The organism is Massilia sp. BAP21 (genome assembly GCF_057801335.1).
The window spans coordinates 1,716,163-1,732,260 of the sequence record NZ_CM173596.1; the positions used below are offsets into that span (position 1 = coordinate 1,716,163).

General features: G+C 65.3%; 15 protein-coding genes. 12 read left to right on the forward strand and 3 right to left on the reverse strand.

What is annotated here, in order from left to right; translation table 11 throughout:
* Positions 1 to 130: 130 nt before the first annotated feature.
* Positions 131 to 1,858 (forward strand): sensor domain-containing diguanylate cyclase, encoded by a 1,728-nt coding sequence (locus tag ACWYRN_RS07510; protein WP_488691831.1) that lies wholly within the window; start codon positions 131 to 133, stop codon positions 1,856 to 1,858.
* A 56-nt stretch (positions 1,859 to 1,914) separates the two neighbouring features.
* Here ACWYRN_RS07510 and ACWYRN_RS07515 read toward each other — a convergent pair whose 3' ends face one another.
* Complete coding sequence (locus ACWYRN_RS07515; RefSeq protein ID WP_488691832.1) at positions 1,915 to 2,109, reverse strand: hypothetical protein; 195 nt, start codon at positions 2,107 to 2,109, stop codon at positions 1,915 to 1,917.
* Here ACWYRN_RS07515 and ACWYRN_RS07520 point away from each other — a divergent pair.
* Genes ACWYRN_RS07520 through ACWYRN_RS07530 form a run of 3 tightly spaced genes read left to right on the forward strand, consistent with a single transcriptional unit; the run spans position 2,108 to position 3,553 of the window.
* Positions 2,108 to 2,602 (forward strand): Hcp family type VI secretion system effector, encoded by a 495-nt coding sequence (locus tag ACWYRN_RS07520; RefSeq protein WP_290420929.1) that lies wholly within the window; start codon positions 2,108 to 2,110, stop codon positions 2,600 to 2,602. The two genes, ACWYRN_RS07515 and ACWYRN_RS07520, sit on opposite strands and share 2 nt — an antisense overlap.
* A gap of 8 nt (positions 2,603 to 2,610) precedes the next feature.
* The gene (locus ACWYRN_RS07525) at positions 2,611 to 2,991 is read left to right on the forward strand and encodes a hypothetical protein (RefSeq protein WP_488691833.1); all 381 of its coding nucleotides are present in this window, start codon (positions 2,611 to 2,613) and stop codon (positions 2,989 to 2,991) included.
* Positions 2,972 to 3,553, forward strand: a complete 582-nt coding sequence (locus ACWYRN_RS07530) for a hypothetical protein (RefSeq protein WP_290420931.1) — start codon at positions 2,972 to 2,974, stop codon at positions 3,551 to 3,553. The genes ACWYRN_RS07525 and ACWYRN_RS07530 overlap by 20 nt, the downstream gene beginning before the upstream one ends.
* 98 nt (positions 3,554 to 3,651) lie before the next feature.
* Here ACWYRN_RS07530 and ACWYRN_RS07535 read toward each other — a convergent pair whose 3' ends face one another.
* Together ACWYRN_RS07535 and ACWYRN_RS07540 are read right to left on the reverse strand one after the other, a co-directional pair.
* A complete protein-coding gene (locus ACWYRN_RS07535) occupies positions 3,652 to 4,209 on the reverse strand; it encodes a flavin reductase family protein (RefSeq protein ID WP_488691834.1) in 558 nt (185 codons plus the stop codon).
* Complete coding sequence (locus ACWYRN_RS07540; RefSeq protein WP_488691836.1) at positions 4,206 to 5,846, reverse strand: ATP-binding domain-containing protein; 1,641 nt, start codon at positions 5,844 to 5,846, stop codon at positions 4,206 to 4,208. The genes ACWYRN_RS07535 and ACWYRN_RS07540 overlap by 4 nt, the downstream gene beginning before the upstream one ends.
* Before the next feature lie 176 nt (positions 5,847 to 6,022).
* Here ACWYRN_RS07540 and ACWYRN_RS07545 point away from each other — a divergent pair, with 176 nt between their 5' ends.
* From ACWYRN_RS07545 to ACWYRN_RS07580, 8 genes are all read left to right on the forward strand, one after another.
* Positions 6,023 to 8,530 carry a hybrid sensor histidine kinase/response regulator gene (locus tag ACWYRN_RS07545; protein ID WP_488691837.1) on the forward strand — a complete coding sequence of 836 codons (2,508 nt, stop codon included), beginning with the start codon at positions 6,023 to 6,025 and terminating at the stop codon, positions 8,528 to 8,530.
* Between the two features lie 349 nt (positions 8,531 to 8,879).
* Positions 8,880 to 9,353, forward strand: coding sequence for an Rrf2 family transcriptional regulator (locus ACWYRN_RS07550; RefSeq protein ID WP_488691838.1), 474 nt, complete (start codon positions 8,880 to 8,882; stop codon positions 9,351 to 9,353).
* Positions 9,328 to 10,248: an NAD(P)/FAD-dependent oxidoreductase gene (locus tag ACWYRN_RS07555; protein ID WP_488691839.1), complete on the forward strand. Its 921-nt coding sequence runs from the start codon at positions 9,328 to 9,330 to the stop codon at positions 10,246 to 10,248. Before ACWYRN_RS07550 ends, ACWYRN_RS07555 begins: the two co-directional genes overlap by 26 nt.
* Before the next feature lie 362 nt (positions 10,249 to 10,610).
* The gene (locus ACWYRN_RS07560) at positions 10,611 to 12,482 is read left to right on the forward strand and encodes an AI-2E family transporter (protein WP_488691840.1); all 1,872 of its coding nucleotides are present in this window, start codon (positions 10,611 to 10,613) and stop codon (positions 12,480 to 12,482) included.
* Positions 12,483 to 12,551: 69 nt separating this feature from the next.
* Positions 12,552 to 13,193: an HAD hydrolase-like protein gene (locus tag ACWYRN_RS07565; protein WP_488691841.1), complete on the forward strand. Its 642-nt coding sequence runs from the start codon at positions 12,552 to 12,554 to the stop codon at positions 13,191 to 13,193.
* Between the two features lie 186 nt (positions 13,194 to 13,379).
* On the forward strand, positions 13,380 to 13,850 hold the full coding sequence (locus ACWYRN_RS07570) for a MarR family winged helix-turn-helix transcriptional regulator (protein ID WP_488691842.1): 471 nt from the start codon (positions 13,380 to 13,382) through the stop codon (positions 13,848 to 13,850).
* Positions 13,847 to 15,895: an FUSC family protein gene (locus tag ACWYRN_RS07575; RefSeq protein WP_488691843.1), complete on the forward strand. Its 2,049-nt coding sequence runs from the start codon at positions 13,847 to 13,849 to the stop codon at positions 15,893 to 15,895. Before ACWYRN_RS07570 ends, ACWYRN_RS07575 begins: the two co-directional genes overlap by 4 nt.
* A complete protein-coding gene (locus tag ACWYRN_RS07580; protein WP_488691844.1) occupies positions 15,892 to 16,098 on the forward strand; it encodes a DUF1656 domain-containing protein in 207 nt (68 codons plus the stop codon). The genes ACWYRN_RS07575 and ACWYRN_RS07580 overlap by 4 nt, the downstream gene beginning before the upstream one ends.

Sequence of the window (16,098 nt, forward strand, 5' to 3'; positions counted from 1 at the left end):
GTAAGTGAAAGTTGCTCACCAGTGCAGTGTGGTACCCTCGGCGCATGCGCATGCGCAAGTGCACGATGCACGCCAGGCACAGGCAATTGGTCCGCGCATTGTTTTCGTAACCCAAGCGTGGCGTCACCTGATGAAATTCGAAACAAAAATCAAAGCCGCGGCAGCCGCCATCATCCTGGTGATGTCGACGGTGGCCATCCTGCCAATGATCGTGAACCGCCAGGTCACGATGGTAATGGATGAGCTCGACACCGCCGCGAATGTCGAACGCCTGCAGCTGACCTTGCTGGAAATGCTGCTGAACGCCGAGACCGCCCAGCGCGGCTTCGTCATTACCGGAAGCGAACGCTTCCTTGAGCCCTACTATTACGCCGTCAACACCATCCCTTCCACCCAGGTCGCCCTGCGCAAAGAGATGACAGGCAGCGTGGAAATCGCGCGTGCCGAGGCGATCGAACAGGCCACCGCTGCCAAGCTGCGCACCGTGACCGAAACGATCAACCTGCGCCGCGACCAGGGCTTCGCTGCTGCCTCCGCCTTCATCACGGGCGGCACCGGCAAGGCGCAGATGGATATACTGCGCAAACTCATCGGCAACGAATTGTCAGTATCCGCACAGCACCGCAGCGAAATCACCGCGCGCCTGCGTGCCACCTCGAACTCGGCGGCAAATGCCAGCCTGGTCGCCACGCTGACGAATATCCTGTTCCTCGGCGCCATGCTGATCGCCGGCCAGCGCGTGCTGCGCCAGCGCAACGCCGCCGAGCATAAAGCCCAGGCCGCCGCCGAGCAGGCGGAAGTGACGGCCGGGCGCATTTCCACGCAGAACGACCTGCTCTTCCGTAGTGCCGAGCTGATGCATTCGCTGGAGCTGGCGGAGTCGGTCGACGAATCGGCCGGCATCATCGCCAGCTACCTGCCGCGCCTGCTGCCTCGGCTGTCGGGCAGCCTGTATTTGTATAACAACTCGCGCGATATCCTCGAGCGCAAGGTGGGCTGGGGCAGTTTCGACGGCGAGCCGGAGATCATCGAGGCGCTCGACTGCTGGGCGCTGCGGCGCGGCAGTCCGCACCTGTTTGCCGGCGGTGACGGCCTCGTTTGCCGGCATGCGGCCGATGCCCAGGTCGACCGCCTGTGCCTGCCGTTGGTCACGCAAGGCGACGTCATCGGCTGCATCACCGTCACCGGACAGGAACTGGCCGGCAAGGAGGAAAGCCAGCGCGCCTGGATCGGGCAGGTGGCCGAGCAGCTCGGCCTGGCGGTCAGCAACGTCAAGCTGCGCGTGTCGCTGCGCCAGCAGTCGATCATCGACCCGCTCACCCAGCTCTACAACCGCCGTTACCTGGACGAGGTGCTGAAGCGCGAGCTCGCACGCTCCAGCCGTAGCGGCACGCCGCTGAGCGTGCTGGTGCTCGACCTCGACCACTTCAAGCGCATCAACGACACCTATGGCCACGAGGGCGGCGACGCCATCCTGCGCAAGGTAGCGCAGGCGCTGCGCGAGAACATCCGTTCGGGTGACGTTGCCTGCCGCATGGGCGGCGAAGAGATGGTCGTTCTGCTGCCCGAGTGCGACACCGAGGACGCCGTCAAGCGCGCCGATGCGCTGCGCCTGGTGATCGCTGCCGGCGACGTGCTGCACAATGGCCAGCGCATCGGTGCTACCGCATCGATCGGGGTGGCCTCCTATCCCGCGCATGGGCACAACGTGCAGACGCTGGTGCATGCGGCCGACCTGGCGCTGTACGAGGCCAAGCATGAGGGGCGCAATTGCGTGCGCGTGGCGCAGACCAGTGCATTGCTTGAACTGGGTGAGCAGGATTTTGCCGCGGACAATAAAGAGCGTCGATCCAGCTAAGAATTTTCTTACCTCGGCAGGAATTCAACAGTAACTGCTAGCGTCAAACCGGCGAGCTATTCAATCAGCTCGCCGTCTCTTTTTCTTATCCGCTCATCAAACTCTCCAGCAATTGCCAAGCGCTCCCGGCGTTGACCTTCCTTAACGTCGGCCAGTAATCCTGGCTCCACAATCTCGGCTGTTCGAATCGCTTGCAGTGGCCTGCTCGCGTTCACGAGCACCCCATTTAACAACTGGATTGGAGCGAACATGGCTATCGATGCGTATCTGCAAATAGACGGGATTAAAGGTGAGTCCCAGGACGATGGGCACAAGGGTTGGATCGAATGTCTCGATGTGGACTTTGGCGTGACACAGCCGCGCAGTGCAACGGCATCCACGGGTGGCGGCCACACTGCGGAGCGTGCCGAGTTCGACGACATCCTGCTGTCGAAGATGACGGACCTGTCGACACCCATCCTGCTTCAGCACTGCGCGATGGGCAAGACCATTCCAAAGGCGAAGTTCGAATTCATGCGTGCGGACGGCGATGGCAAGCCGATCAAGTATTTCGAGATTGAGCTTGAGAACGTGCTGATTGGCATGTGCAAACCAGGCGTTCAACCCGGCACTGGAATGACCGAGAACCTCTGCCTCAAATTTTCGAAAGTGAAATGGAAGTACACACAGCAGAAGATCGCTGGCGGAACGGGAGGCAGCACGCTTGGTGGCTGGGACTTGGCAGTGAATAAAGTGGCAGCGTAGGGGTACGCATGCCGCTCGATACCGAAAAACTCGCGAAGCATTTGCGCGACAAGGCGGTGGAAAGAAGTCGAGGCCAATGCGCGTACTACGTTCGACTTGCTTTACAGGCTGGTGGTGCGAACCTGGAAGGTCATCCCAAACATGCTAAAGACTACGGACCTACCCTGCGAAGAATTGGATACAAGGAAATCGCAGTGGCGAACCCGGCAAGCTATAAATTCATGAAAGGCGACATTGTTGTGCTCCAGCCCTACGCGGGAGGGAATAAGTCCGGACACATTGCAGCATATGACGGAACGCAATGGATTTCGGATTTCTTTCAAAAGGACTTTTGGTCCGGTCCAAACTATCGAAAGCACAAACCCAGCCATGTATTTTACCGCCCTTAGCCGCCTTGTTTCGGCAGCCACTCTGGCGATGGCCACGGCCAGTTCAGTTGCAGCACTGCCATCTCCTCGTATCCTGAGCGAACCGGTCCTGGGCCTTCGCTACGAAGCGGCTCGAGTGAAATTCGAACCACTGCCCAAGCATGTAATTGCGAACTGTGAAAATATGGACGGTAACGCCGAGTGGCAAAGTGTATGGTTTATTTATGCACAAGCCACAACGCCATCAGGCAGAACGTACTATGCTACCGGCGGCTATGAGATTGCCAGGAATTCATCTAGCAAACCTGGCTTCACGACCGGCGATGCGGGTCTTATCCTGTTCACGGACCGCGGCACCTGCACCACCCTCGAGCAAGTGCGCGACACATTCGATGCCAGATTATTCGATGACGAGATAACGGAACCTGTTCTCAAGCTTCTTGCAGGAGATTATGCAAAAAGACTGGAGCGCGCCTTTGGAAGCAAGGCAAAGGTTCGAGCAGAAATACGGAATCAACACATCGACGAAGAATCGCTGTCGATCGAGCTGAAACAGGCGTTAAAACCGTATTTTTCGAAATAGGACATCATATTCGTCGCTAGCGATTTATAGCGAATAGGCCTCAACGGGGTGGTATCGGCAACGATACCGCCCTTTTAACCAACTTAGCGGCAACTTGGCTAAGGCTCCTTCGCCAGCATCCTCTTCGTCTTCCGGCTGATCACCTTCCCCGCCACCATGAACTCCCCCGCCCCCGTGTAATGCAAGGTCTCCGGATGCTTCGGTGAGCGCGCCACCCGTGCCGCCACCACTTCCCAGATAAAGAAGTTGTACTTCCCAACCAAACTGTCGTCATGCAGCCGGCAGACAAAATTCGCGTAACACTCGCGAATCATCGGCGTATCGAACCCATCCTCGACCGTCAGCCCGAAGCGCTCGAACTTGTCGACCTCGCTTCCCGAACAGGTACCGATCCCCACCACCGCATCCACCAGCGCCGCGGTCGGCACATTGATCACACACTCCCGACTCCGTCGCACCAGCTCGAAGCTGTGATTCGACGCCGCAATCACGCACCCCACCAATGAAGGCGAAAACTCCATCACCGTATGCCACCCCATCGTCATCACATTCCGCTCACCCGCATGCGATGAACTGAGCAGCACGATTGGCCCCGGCTCCAGGACACGCCGCACCTGCTCCAACGGCAAATCGACCTTGTCGAAGCGGCATGTCACGTCACCGCCTCGCTGCGGTCCAGCACCTGAAGCGACGCCCGGTCGCTCATCACCATCACCAGCTTCAATCTGGCCCGCGTCATGCCGACGAAGAGTTTACGCAGCACCAGGTCGTTCATCTCTTCGAAATCGATCTCGGTAAAGATCAGGCAAGGCGCGCTCTGTCCCTTGAAGCGGTAGACCGACTCCGCCAGCAACCCACCCTCGCGAAACACCGGATTGCCAAATAAATCGTAGGCGCCGGTGAACGAGCGCAGCGTGTGCGCATCGCTCAATTTGTCCATGTTCAGGATGGTCGACTTCTCGCGTCCGCGGAACGAGCAAATCGCGATGTCCTGGCGCTGAAAGCCGGCCTGCAAACACAGTGTCACCGCGCGCCGGGTCTGGGCCAGCATCGCCTCGACATCGCCCTCGGGATAGGTCAGCTCCTCGATCTCGGCGCCCTTGAACGGGCTGCCCGCCTCCACCGGCTGGCGCGCCGCGCCGAGCGACTGCAGCATGCTGACGATCTGGCGCGGACTGCGGTAATTCGTGTTCGAGTGCAGCACCACCCAGCCCGGCAGCGGCACCATGGCGCGGCCATACAAATTCTGGTCCGGGTCCTCGAGCCAGATCGCACGCCCGTTTTCCTTCAGCATGCCGAGCACGATGTCGCGCCAGGCCAGCGAAAAATCCTGGCCTTCGTCGACGATCAGCACGTCGAACTGCCAGGTCTCCGGCAGCGTGGCGGACGACAGCGCGCCTTCGATCTTGTCCCAGACCTCGGGTGCGCCGTAGTCGGGCGTTACGTCCTGGGCGCGCATCCAGGCGTCGCTCAGCATGTGGAAGGTGGCGACGCGTCCGCCGGCCGGCACCAGGCGCTCGATGTGGTCGGCCAGCGGCCGGTTGAAGCACACGTACAGCGGGCGCAGCCCGGCGTCGATGGCGGCGGTGTATTCGGCCAGCGCCAGCTGGGTCTTGCCGCTGCCGGCCGTGCCCACCACGCGCAGGCGGAACGGGGAGAATTCCAGGCGCCGCGCCCAGGTTGCCAGGCCGCCGGACAGGCGTGTCACCATCTTCACGGCCGAGCCGATCATGGCGCTCGGGTCGGGGCGCAGGCTCAGGGTGTCGCCCAGGAAGCGCGTCACCTTGTCGAAGTCCTCGGTCTTCTCGGTCAGCGGCAGCGCCTCGCGGATGGTCTGGGCCAGGCGGCCCTTGCGCGTGGAATCGATGATGTGGGCGGGGTCGATGCCGGCCAGGTGCGGGTCGCGCACGATGTAGTCGGGGCAGTACAGCAGGTAGTCGATCGACAGCTCGCCCTGGTAGCGCCGGGTCAAGCCTTCGATGGTGTGCAGGATCTGGGTGCGGATCTTCCGTGGTTTACCCTGGTAGTTCTTGACCAGGCCGTCGCGCGTTTCGTTGAGGAAGCCGGCGACCTGCTCGATCAGCAGCATGCGCCCGTTCGGTGCGACCACGATGAAGTCGACGTCGCCGTACACCGAGTAGCCTTGCTCCACGTTGGTCCAGTGCACGCCGTGGTAAATCACGTAAGGATCGTTGACGAAGCGCTTGTCGAGCAGGGCGAGGGTTTCGATCTCGCGCGCGGCGGCGCCGGTGACCGACATTTCGCGCCAGCCAGTAGGGTGGATTTGGGCCATGGTGGTTTCCAGCATCTGCCGTGACGATGATGACAAGATTGTAATGGTGTTCGGGCGAAGCAAACACACGGTTGGCAAGGCCGTTCCCAGGGGCGCACGCCTCGTTTGCCGAGCGCCTATGCAATTGCCATAAGCTACAATCGTGTAGGCAATTACACCCACGACCGGACACACACATGAGGCCACACGCAGCAGGCTTGGATTTCGACGGACTGAAGAATGTCCTGTCGATCGCGGTGCGCGGTGCGCCCTATGAAGACACCCTGCAAAGCCTGCTGGGCGAGGTGCGCCGCCTGATCGGCGTGCCGTCCTGGGTCGCCAACTACCTGGCCGGCGACGCCGGCACCCGGCTGCGCCTGGCCGCACATGATGGTTTGCCGCCGGCATTCGCCGAGGCGCTGGCGCTGCTGCCGGTCGGCCCTGCCGAGGCCGCCTGCGGACGGGCGGCGCACTCGGGCCAGATCGTCGTCGTCGACGACGTGCTGACCGAACCGCTGCTCGAACCCTATCGCCCCTTGGCCGCCAGCCACGGCGTGCGCGCCTGCTGGTCCTTCCCCCTGCATTCGCCAGGCGGACGCGTGCTCGGTACCCTGGCCTTCTACCTCCCGGCGCCCGGCGCCCCGAGCGTCGCACTGGCCGGCGAGATCGCCTATTTCGCCGACCTGGTCGCCCTGCTCACCGAGCGCCACCTGCGCGAACAGGAAAACGAGGCGCGCCACGAACATGCCCAGCGCGAGCTGGCGGCGATGGTGGCCGCATCCGAACGCGAACGCCGGCTCTACGAGGCCGTGCTGTCGAACACGCCGGACCTGGCCTACGTGTTCGACCTCGATCATCGCTTCACCTATGCCAATGCGGTGCTGCTGCAGATGTGGGGCATGACGCGCGAGCAGGCGCTCGGCAAGAACTGCCTCGAACTCGGCTACCCGGACTGGCACGCCGCCATGCACGGCCGCGAGATCGAACAGGTGAAGGCGACCCGCGCCCCGATCCGCGGCGAGGTGCCCTTCCACGGCACCTTCGGGCGCCGCATCTACGAGTACATCTTCGTGCCCATCCTGGGGCCGGACGGCGAAGTCGAGGCGGTGGCCGGCACCACGCGCGACGTTACCGACCGCAAGCGCTTCGAGGAAGAGCTGCGCGACAGCGAACTGCGCTTTCGCACCATCACCAACGCCATGCCGCAGATGGTGTGGACCGCGCTGCCGGATGGGACGATCGACTACCACAACGAACAGTTCTACGAATTCGTCGGCCTGCAACCCGGCGAGGCCGAAGGCACGACCTGGGCCGAGGTCCTGCTGCATCCCGACGACCAGGCAGCCTCGCACGCGCGCTGGATGCGCAGCGTCGCCAGCGGCGAGCCGCACGAGATGACCTTCCGCCTGCGCCACCATTCCGGCACCTACCGCTGGGTCCTGGCGCGCGGCCTGGCCCTGCGCAACGAGGCCGGCGAAATCGTCAAGTGGCTGGGCACCGACACCGACATCCACGAGAACAAGCTGAACCAGGAAGCGCTGCAGGAAGCCAACCACCGCAAGGACGAATTCCTGGCGATGCTGGCGCACGAGCTGCGCAACCCGCTGGCGCCGATCAGCGCCGCGGCCCAGGTACTGCGTACCGCGCCCGGACAGCCCGACAAGGTGCGCCAGTACAGCGAGGTGATCACGCGCCAGGTGAACCACATGACGACGCTGGTGAACGACCTGCTCGACGTCTCGCGCGTCACGCGCGGCATGGTGCAGCTGGAGATGGCCGAGGTCGACCTGAATGCGGTGGTCAGCCAGGCCGCCGAGCAGGTGCACCCGCTGATCGAGGCCGGCCGCCACACGCTGCTGGTGCAGCCGGGCGCGGCGCCCGCGCTGGTGCGGGGCGACCGTGCGCGCCTGATCCAGGTGACGGCCAACCTGCTGGCGAATGCGGCCAAGTACACGCCGGCCGGCGGTCGCATCGTGCTGTCGGTGGAAGCGCTCGGCGACAAGGTCAGGATCGACGTCGCCGACAACGGCAGCGGCATCGAGGTCGCCCTGCTGCCGCAGGTGTTCGACCTGTTCGTACAGGGCAAGCGCACGCCCGACCGCGCCCAGGGCGGCCTCGGTCTCGGCCTGGCGCTGGTGAAGAACATCGTCGGCATGCACGGCGGCCAGGTGGCGGCGCGCAGCGACGGGCCGGGCCAGGGCAGCACCTTCACGGTGGAGTTGCCGCTGCTGGCGCGGGCAGGGGCCGTATCGGCTGCGCCCGCGGCTGCCGTGGCGTCGGCACCGGCCGTGGCGCCGCGCGTCGCGGCCGCCGCCACGCGGCGCCTGCGCATCATGCTGGTGGACGACAACGTCGACGCCGCGCAGACCCTGGCCGCGCTGCTGGAAGGCGCGGGCCACCTGGTCCAGACCATCAACGAACCGCGTGCGGCGCTGGCCGCCGCCACGGCCCAGGCGCCGGACGTGTTCATCCTCGATATCGGCATGCCGGACATCGATGGCCACGCGCTGGCACGCCAGCTGCGCGCCCAGCCGGCGCTGGCCGGCGCCGTCTATCTGGCGCTGACCGGGTACGGGCAAGCCAGCGACCGCGCCAGCTCGCGCGAGGCCGGGTTCGATCATCACCTGGTGAAGCCGGTGGATGCGGGGCAGTTGCTGGCCTTGCTGGATGAGCGGGCGAATGCGCCTGCACGCGACGTGGCCTGAGCACTGCGCGTTGCCGCGCTGCTTCCGGTTGTCGAAACGGTGACTGTACGGTGGGGTCATTGATGCCGGGGGCATCAATGACGAAGTGCCCACGCGGAACGTTGATCATTGTTGGCCTTGATCGATGATGGGACGCTGGCCTACCGGTAGCGCATCCAAATGATCATCCGCATACGTCACGTCTTGGCGGCACGCGCGATTAGAAACCTAGTCAACATCACGCATGCATTCGCGTGGGCACGGAGTGCCCACCGTACGGTCACGGCCAACGCAGTGATCTCCCGCTAACGAATCTCGGTTTTTACAACGCCCGCCCCACTCCGCCCATTTTTGTACTATCATAAGTTACATGAGACGCGACAGCAAACTATCCTCGGTCCTGCACCTGCTCCTGCACATGGCCCACAGCGACCGGCCGCTCACTTCCGACGAGCTGGCCGGCTTCCTCCACACGAACCCGGTGCTGGTGCGCCGCACCCTGGCCGGCCTGCGCGAGCGCGGCTATGTCGGCTCGGGCAAGGGCCACGGCGGCGGCTGGCTCGTCACGGCCGACCTGCACCAGGTCACCCTGCGCGACATCTACGAAGCCGTCGGTGCGCCGACCGTGTTCGCGATGGGGAACCGGGTCGAGGAGCCGACCTGCCTGGTCGAACGGGTAGTCAACCAGTCGCTCGCCTCGGCCTTCGACGACGCTGAAGCCCTCCTGATCAGCCGCTTCGCCGACGTCACGCTGGCGGAGCTGTCCGAACGCTTCAACGCGCAATACGCCCAACATTCCCAATATCGAGGAGCACACCATGTCCACCATCCAGAACGGGATTGAATTCGACGCCATCGTCATTGGCGGCAGCTATGCCGGCCTGTCCGCCGCCATGCAACTGGCGCGGGCGCGGCGCCGCGTGCTGGTGGTCGACGCCGGCCAGCGCCGCAACCGCTACGCCGACCGCTCGCACGGTTTCCTGACGCAGGACGGCACCAGGGCCGCCGACATCGCCGCCCAGGGCCGCGCCCAGTTGCTGGCGTATCCGACCGTGCGCTGGCTGGAAGGCAAGGCGGTGCAGGCCGTGGCCGAGGGCGAAGGCTTTCGCATCGTGCTGGCAGACGGCGCCGCCGTGCACGGCCGGCGCCTGGTGCTGGCCACCGGCGTGACCGACGACCTGCCAGCCATCGAGGGCCTGGCCGAGCGCTGGGGCAAGAGCGTGTTCCACTGCCCCTACTGCCACGGCTATGAGCTAGATGAGGGTGCGATCGGCGTCATCGCGACCGGCGAGCTGGCAATGCACCACGCGCTGATGCTGCCGGACTGGGGGTCGGTGACGCTGTTCCTGAATGGGGCGTTCGCGCCGGATGCGGCGCAATTGGCGGCGCTTACCAAGCGTGGCGTGGCGCTGGAGCGTACGCCGGTCGCGCGTATCGAAGGCGAGGCCGACGTGGTGCTGGCGGACGGACGCACGCTGCCGATGGCGGGACTGTTCGTGATGTCGCAGATGCGCATGGCCAGTCCGGTCGCCGAGCAGCTCGGGTGCGCGATGGAGGATGGCCACGCCGGCCAGTTCGTGCGCACCGATATGATGAAGGCGAGCAGCGTGCCGGGTGTGTTCTGCTGCGGCGACATGGCGCGCGCGGCGGGGAACGTGGCGATGGCGGTGGCGGATGGGGCGATGGCCGGGGTAGGAGCGCACCGGTCGTTGATCGAGGCGTTCAACGTCCCGGCTTGACGGGCCACAAGCAGCAACCGTACGGTGGGGTCATTGATGCCGGAGGCATCAATGACGTGCCCACGCGGAACGTCGATCATTGTTGGCATTGATCGATGATGAGACGCCGGCCTACCGGTAGCGCATCCAAATGATCATTTGCATACGTCACGTCTTGGCGACATGCGCGATAAAAACGTAGCCAACACTCCGCATACATCCGCGTGGGCACGGAGTGCCCACCGTACGGTCAGCGCCGCCGACGTCATCATGCGCTGCATGAACGCACGCCACGCAACCTGAACACGTTCCCCACCCTCCTGCCGCGTTCCCATTGGTGCTAGACTGCACGCGCCGACCGACTTCCGCCGCCCCAGCATTCGATGCCCGATTCAACCCTCTTCAAACACCTTACCGCCAGCACCATCGTCACGGCCACCTGCGTCCTCGGTTTGCTGTATTTCGGCCGCGACGTGCTCGAACCGCTGGCGCTGGCCTCGATCCTGAGCCTGGTGCTCGCGCCCCTGATCCGCACCCTGCGCCGCGTCGGCCTGCCGCAGCTGCCGGCCACGCTGCTGTCGGTGGTCCTGGCCGGTACCTGCGTGGTCGGCATCGGCACCATCCTCGCTTTCCAGCTGGTGGCCGTCACGCGCGACCTGCCGCAATACCGCGCGGCGATCAAGTCGAAAGTGGAAAAGGTGCGCGAGATCACAGAGCGCCCCTTTGCCCGCCTCGAGGCCGAGCTGAGCGCGGTCACGCCGCAGTTCGCGCCGCCGCCGGCGCCGCCGGTAACGGTCAAGCGCGGCACGCTGACCACCGCCGCGAATCAACCGCTGCCGGTGGAAGTGCGCGCGCCGCGTCCGACCACGCGCGACGCCCTGGCGCGCATCCTGTCCTGGGTGCTGGGGCCGATCGGCGAGGCCGGCCTGGTGCTGGTGCTGCTGGTCTTCATCCTGCTCGAACACGAATCCCTGCGCGACCGCGCGATCCGGCTCGCCGGCCAGGCCGAGATCGGCCGCACCGTGCGCGCCCTGGCCGACGCCACGCGCGGCGTGTCGCGCTTCTTCCTGTCGCAGTTCATCGTCAACCTGACATTCGGCGCCCTGATCGGCGCGGTGCTGTGGGCCTTCGGCGTGCCGCACGCGCTGCTGTGGGGCGCCCTGAGTGGCCTGATGCGCTTCGTGCCCTACCTCGGCATCATGGCCGCCGGCGCCATGATTGCCGTGTTCGTGGCGGCCATCGACCCCGGCTGGACCCTGGCCCTGTCCTGCCTGGCCGTGTTCGTGGCGCTGGAACTGCTGGTGGCGAACGTGATCGAGCCGAAGGTATACGGCCATAGTTCCGGCCTGTCGCCGCTGGCGGTGATCGTCTCGGCGCTGTTCTGGGGCGCGCTGTGGGGGCCCATCGGCCTGCTGCTCTCCACTCCGCTGACCCTGTGCCTGGTGGTGGCCGGGCGCCACGTGCGGGCGCTGGAACCGGTCGCCATCCTGCTCGGCGAAGTGCCGAACGTGACCCACTCGCAGCGCTTCTACCAGCGCGTGCTGAGCGGCGACCGCCGCGCCATCATCGAGGACGCACGCGGCTACATCGCGCGCCATGGTTTTGCGCGCTATTGCGACCAGGTGCTGCTGCCGGGCCTGGTGCTGGCCGTGGCCGAGCAGCGCGGCAACCAGCTCGACAGCGCGCAAGCCGAACATATCCGCGCCACGATCGCCGACGTCGCCACTGCGCTCACCCCGGTCTCCGCCTTCCCGGGCAACCGCCGGCGCCAGCGCGTGTCGCTGCTCGACGCGAACGTCGGCGCCCACCTGCGCAAGATGCGCGAAGAAAAGCTGGGCCGCTGGCAGGGGTCGCTCGACGTGCCCGCGCGCTCGGTGGTGCTGTGCGCGGGCCTGGGCACCGAGCGCGACGACATTCTCACCGAGCTGCTGGTGCGCACCCTGCGCGAAGCCGACATCGATGCGCGCAGCACGGTGGTCGGCGCCGAGCAGGAAAGCCCGGGGCCGGATGCGGCCGACCTGATTTCGACCGTGTTCATCACCTACCCGGTGGAAGCGACGCTGGCGCAGTGGCTGGACGCGGCCAAGGACCTGCACGCGCGCCTGCCGAACGTGCTGCTGGTGACGATCCGCCTGCCGTTCGGCGAAGCCTCGGTCAGCCAGGCCGTGGTGCAGGAGCACGTGGACATGGTGTTGCGCTCGTTCGAGGAAAGCCTGGCCTTCGTGGCGCCCGAGCGTACCGCCCAGGCCGCCTGACCCTGGCGGAACAAGGCCTGCGGGCGCTCTTGTGTATCATGCAAGTGCGCCCACCGACCTTCCGCCAGCATGACCTACCGTCTCGCCATCTTCGACTTCGACGGCACGCTCGCCGATTCGTTTCCCTTCTTCCTCAGCGTGTTCAACCAGATCGCCGACCAGCACGGTTTCCGGCGCATCGACATCACGCAGGTGGAGCGCTTGCGCCACTACGAACCGCGCGACATGATGCGCCACGTCGGCATGCCGCCCTGGAAGCTGCCGCTGGCCGCCGCCAGCTTCAAGGCCCTGATGAGCGAGAACGCCGGCCAGGTGCGCCTGTTCCCGCAAGTCGACCACGCGCTGCGCGAACTGGCGCGCGGCCATCTCGAGCTGACCATCGTGTCGTCGAATTCCGAATACAACGTGCGCCAGGTGCTGGGGCCGGAACTGGCTTCGCTGATCAGCCAGTATGAATGCGGGATGTCGATCTTCGGCAAGACCTCGCGCATCCGCAAGGTGGTGAAGCGGGCGATGGTGGAACCGTCGGCGGCGCTGTACATCGGCGACCAGGCCACCGATGCCGAGGCCGCGCGCAAGGCCGGCGTCGACTTCGCGGCGGTGCACTGGGGCTATGCGCCAATCGAGGTGCTGCGCAAGGTCGATCCGGAGCATGAGTTCGATATGCCGGCGTCGCTGGTGGCGATTTCTACGCTGCAGGCAAATCGCTAGACGTAGGGTGGACGGCTTTGCCGTCCACGCGGTGATAGTTAGCAGCGAGATCATCCCGTACGAGATCGGAGCCGATACCGATCGACGCGTGGACGGCAAAGCCGTCCACCCTACAAATCCGCCCACCGCCTGCAAAAAAATACTTCGCATGCTAAACTTTAGTACTCAAATGAATTCCCGCACAGCATGAATCCCCTCGATCAAACCCTGATGCAACTCACCGCGACGCTGACCCACGCCTCGCGCGCCTACAAGGCCATGGCCGACAAGGTCGCCTCGCAATACAGCCTGTCCCAGGCCACCGCCCTGCCGGTGCTGATCCTCGGCCGCCTCGGCCAGGACGGCGTGCGCCCCGGCGTGCTGGCCGAGGCCCTGGGCCTGGAAGCGTCTTCGCTGGTGCGCGTGATCGACCTGCTGATCGAAAACGGCCTGGTCGAACGCCACGAAGACCCGCAGGACCGCCGCGCCAAGCTGCTGCAGCTCACCGCCGATGGCAAGACCCGCGCCGCCCAGATGGAAGCAGCGCTGATTCCCTTCCGCCGCAATCTGTTTGCCGAGTTCGACCAGGCCGACATCGAGACCTGCCTGCGCGTACTGACCGGCCTGCAATCGAAGATCAAGCCTTGCGAACAACAGCCTGGGGACAAGCAGGCGTGAAGCTCTTCAGCAAGGCCGAAGTCCTGTTTTCGGTAAAAAGTTTCACGGCAGCGATGCTCGCGCTTTACCTGGCGATGCGCATCGGACTGCCGCGTCCATTCTGGGCGCTGATGACGGCCTACATCGTCGGCGCCCCCTTCTCCGGTCCTACCCGCTCGAAAGCGCTGTACCGTTTCGGCGGCACTTTCCTTGGCGCCTTTGCCACCGTCTTGATCGTGCCGGCCTTTGCCAACTCGCCCGAACTGCTGTCGCTGGCCCTGGCGCTCTGGGTCGGCGGCTGCCTGTACGTGTCGCTGCTGGACCGCACGCCGCGCTCCTACGTCCTGATGCTGGCCGGCTATACCGCCGGGCTGATTGCCTTCCCGGCAGTGAATGACCCAGGCACCATCTTCGACATCGCCCTCGCGCGTGTCGAAGAGATTTTGCTCGGGATCACTTGCGCGACTGTCGTGCACTCGCTGGTGTTCCCGCAGAGCTTCGGCCCGGTGATGCTGGCGCGCCTCGACAACGCCCTGCGCGACGCCCGCAACTGGATCGCCGATGCGCTGGCGCCCGCCGGCGCCGAAAAGAGCAGCAGCGACCGCCGCAAGCTGGCCGGCGACATCACCGAACTGCGCATGATGGCGGTGCACCTGCCCTTCGACACCTCGCACCTGCGCTGGACCGGGAACGCCATCCACGCCCTGCAGGAACGCCTGGCGGCGATGGTCCCTATCCTCTCCGCCATCGAAGACCGCCTGCTGGCGCTGCGCCAGCAGGGCGCCCTGGACGAGAGCGCGCGCTGGCGCACGCTGCTGGCCGACATCACCGCCTGGGCCGGCACCCGCAAGGACGCCACGCCGCAAGACCCGCAAGGTTTGCGCAACGCCATCGACGCCCTGGCGCCCCAGCCTTCGCGCAACAGCAGCTGGCTGGAACTGGTGCAGCTGAACCTGGCCGCCCGCCTGCGCGCCCTGGTCGACGCCGGCGCCGAGGCGCAAACGCTGCGCCGCCACATTGGAGCGGGTGCGGCGGGCGCCTTGCCGCCGGAAGCACGCCACCTGCCCGGCGTGCCGGCGAACGCCCTGCACCTGGACCGCGGCATGGCCGTGGTGTCGTCGCTGGCGGCGATCATCGCCACCCTCGCCGGCTGCGCCTTCTGGATCGCCACCGGCTGGCCTTCGGGCGCGGCGGTGCCGATGATGGCGGCCGTGATGTCCTGCTTCTTCGCTACCCAGGACGACCCGGTCCCTTTTATCAAGGGCTTCCTGGTGTGGACGATCTATTCGGTGCCGCTGTCGGCCTTTTACCTGCTGGCGGTGCTGCCGGCCATCCACAGCTTCGAGATGCTGGTGCTGGTCTGCGCCCCGGCCTTCCTGGTGCTGGGGGCGCTGATCGCGCGGCCCGCCACCTTTGGCCGCGCCATGCCCTTCCTGTTCGGCATCGGCGGGACCCTGGCCCTGCAAGACACGAATACCGCCGACGCCGCCTCCTTCATCAATGCGACCCTGGCGCAACTGGCTGGGCTGGCGCTGGCGGTGCTGGTGATCGGGATGTTCCGCAGCGTCAGCGCCGGCTGGACCGCGCGCCGCCTGCTGCGTGCTGGCTGGAAGGAACTTGTCACCATGGGCGATGGGCGCCAGGCGCCGTCAGTGCCGGAATTCTCGGCGCGCATGGTCGACCGCATTGCCCTGCTGACGCCGCGCCTGGCCATGGCCGGCGCCCAGCAGGACCTGCAGGCGGCCGACGCCCTGGTCGACTTGCGTATCGGCCTGAACATGACGCAATTGCTCGCCGCGCGCCACGAACTCGGCCGCAGCCAGGCCGCGCTGTGGGCGCTGCTCGAACATTTATCGCAGCATTTCGATGCACGTCCGCATGTGGACACTGAAGAAAATGCGCACCTGCTGGCCTCGATCGACAACGCCTTGCGCTCGGTCAGCGCGGCGCAAGCCTCGACCGCACAGCGCGACGCCCTGGCGGCGCTGGCCGGCATCCGCCGCGACATGTTCCCCGAGGCGCCACCCTATCAACCCTCGCCCGTACTGGAAAAGGAGATCCGATGATCGGCGAAGTCAGCCTTTATGGCATCTATGTTCCACCGCTGCTATTGCTGGCCCTGCTCGCACTCGTGGTCTCGCGCCTGTTCAACTGGGTGCTCGCGCGCACCGGCTTCTATCGTCACGTCTGGCATCCGGCGCTGTTCGACTTTTCGCTGTTCATCATCGTGCTCGGCGCCCTGGTGTTCTTTGGTTCCAATCTGTTCTGA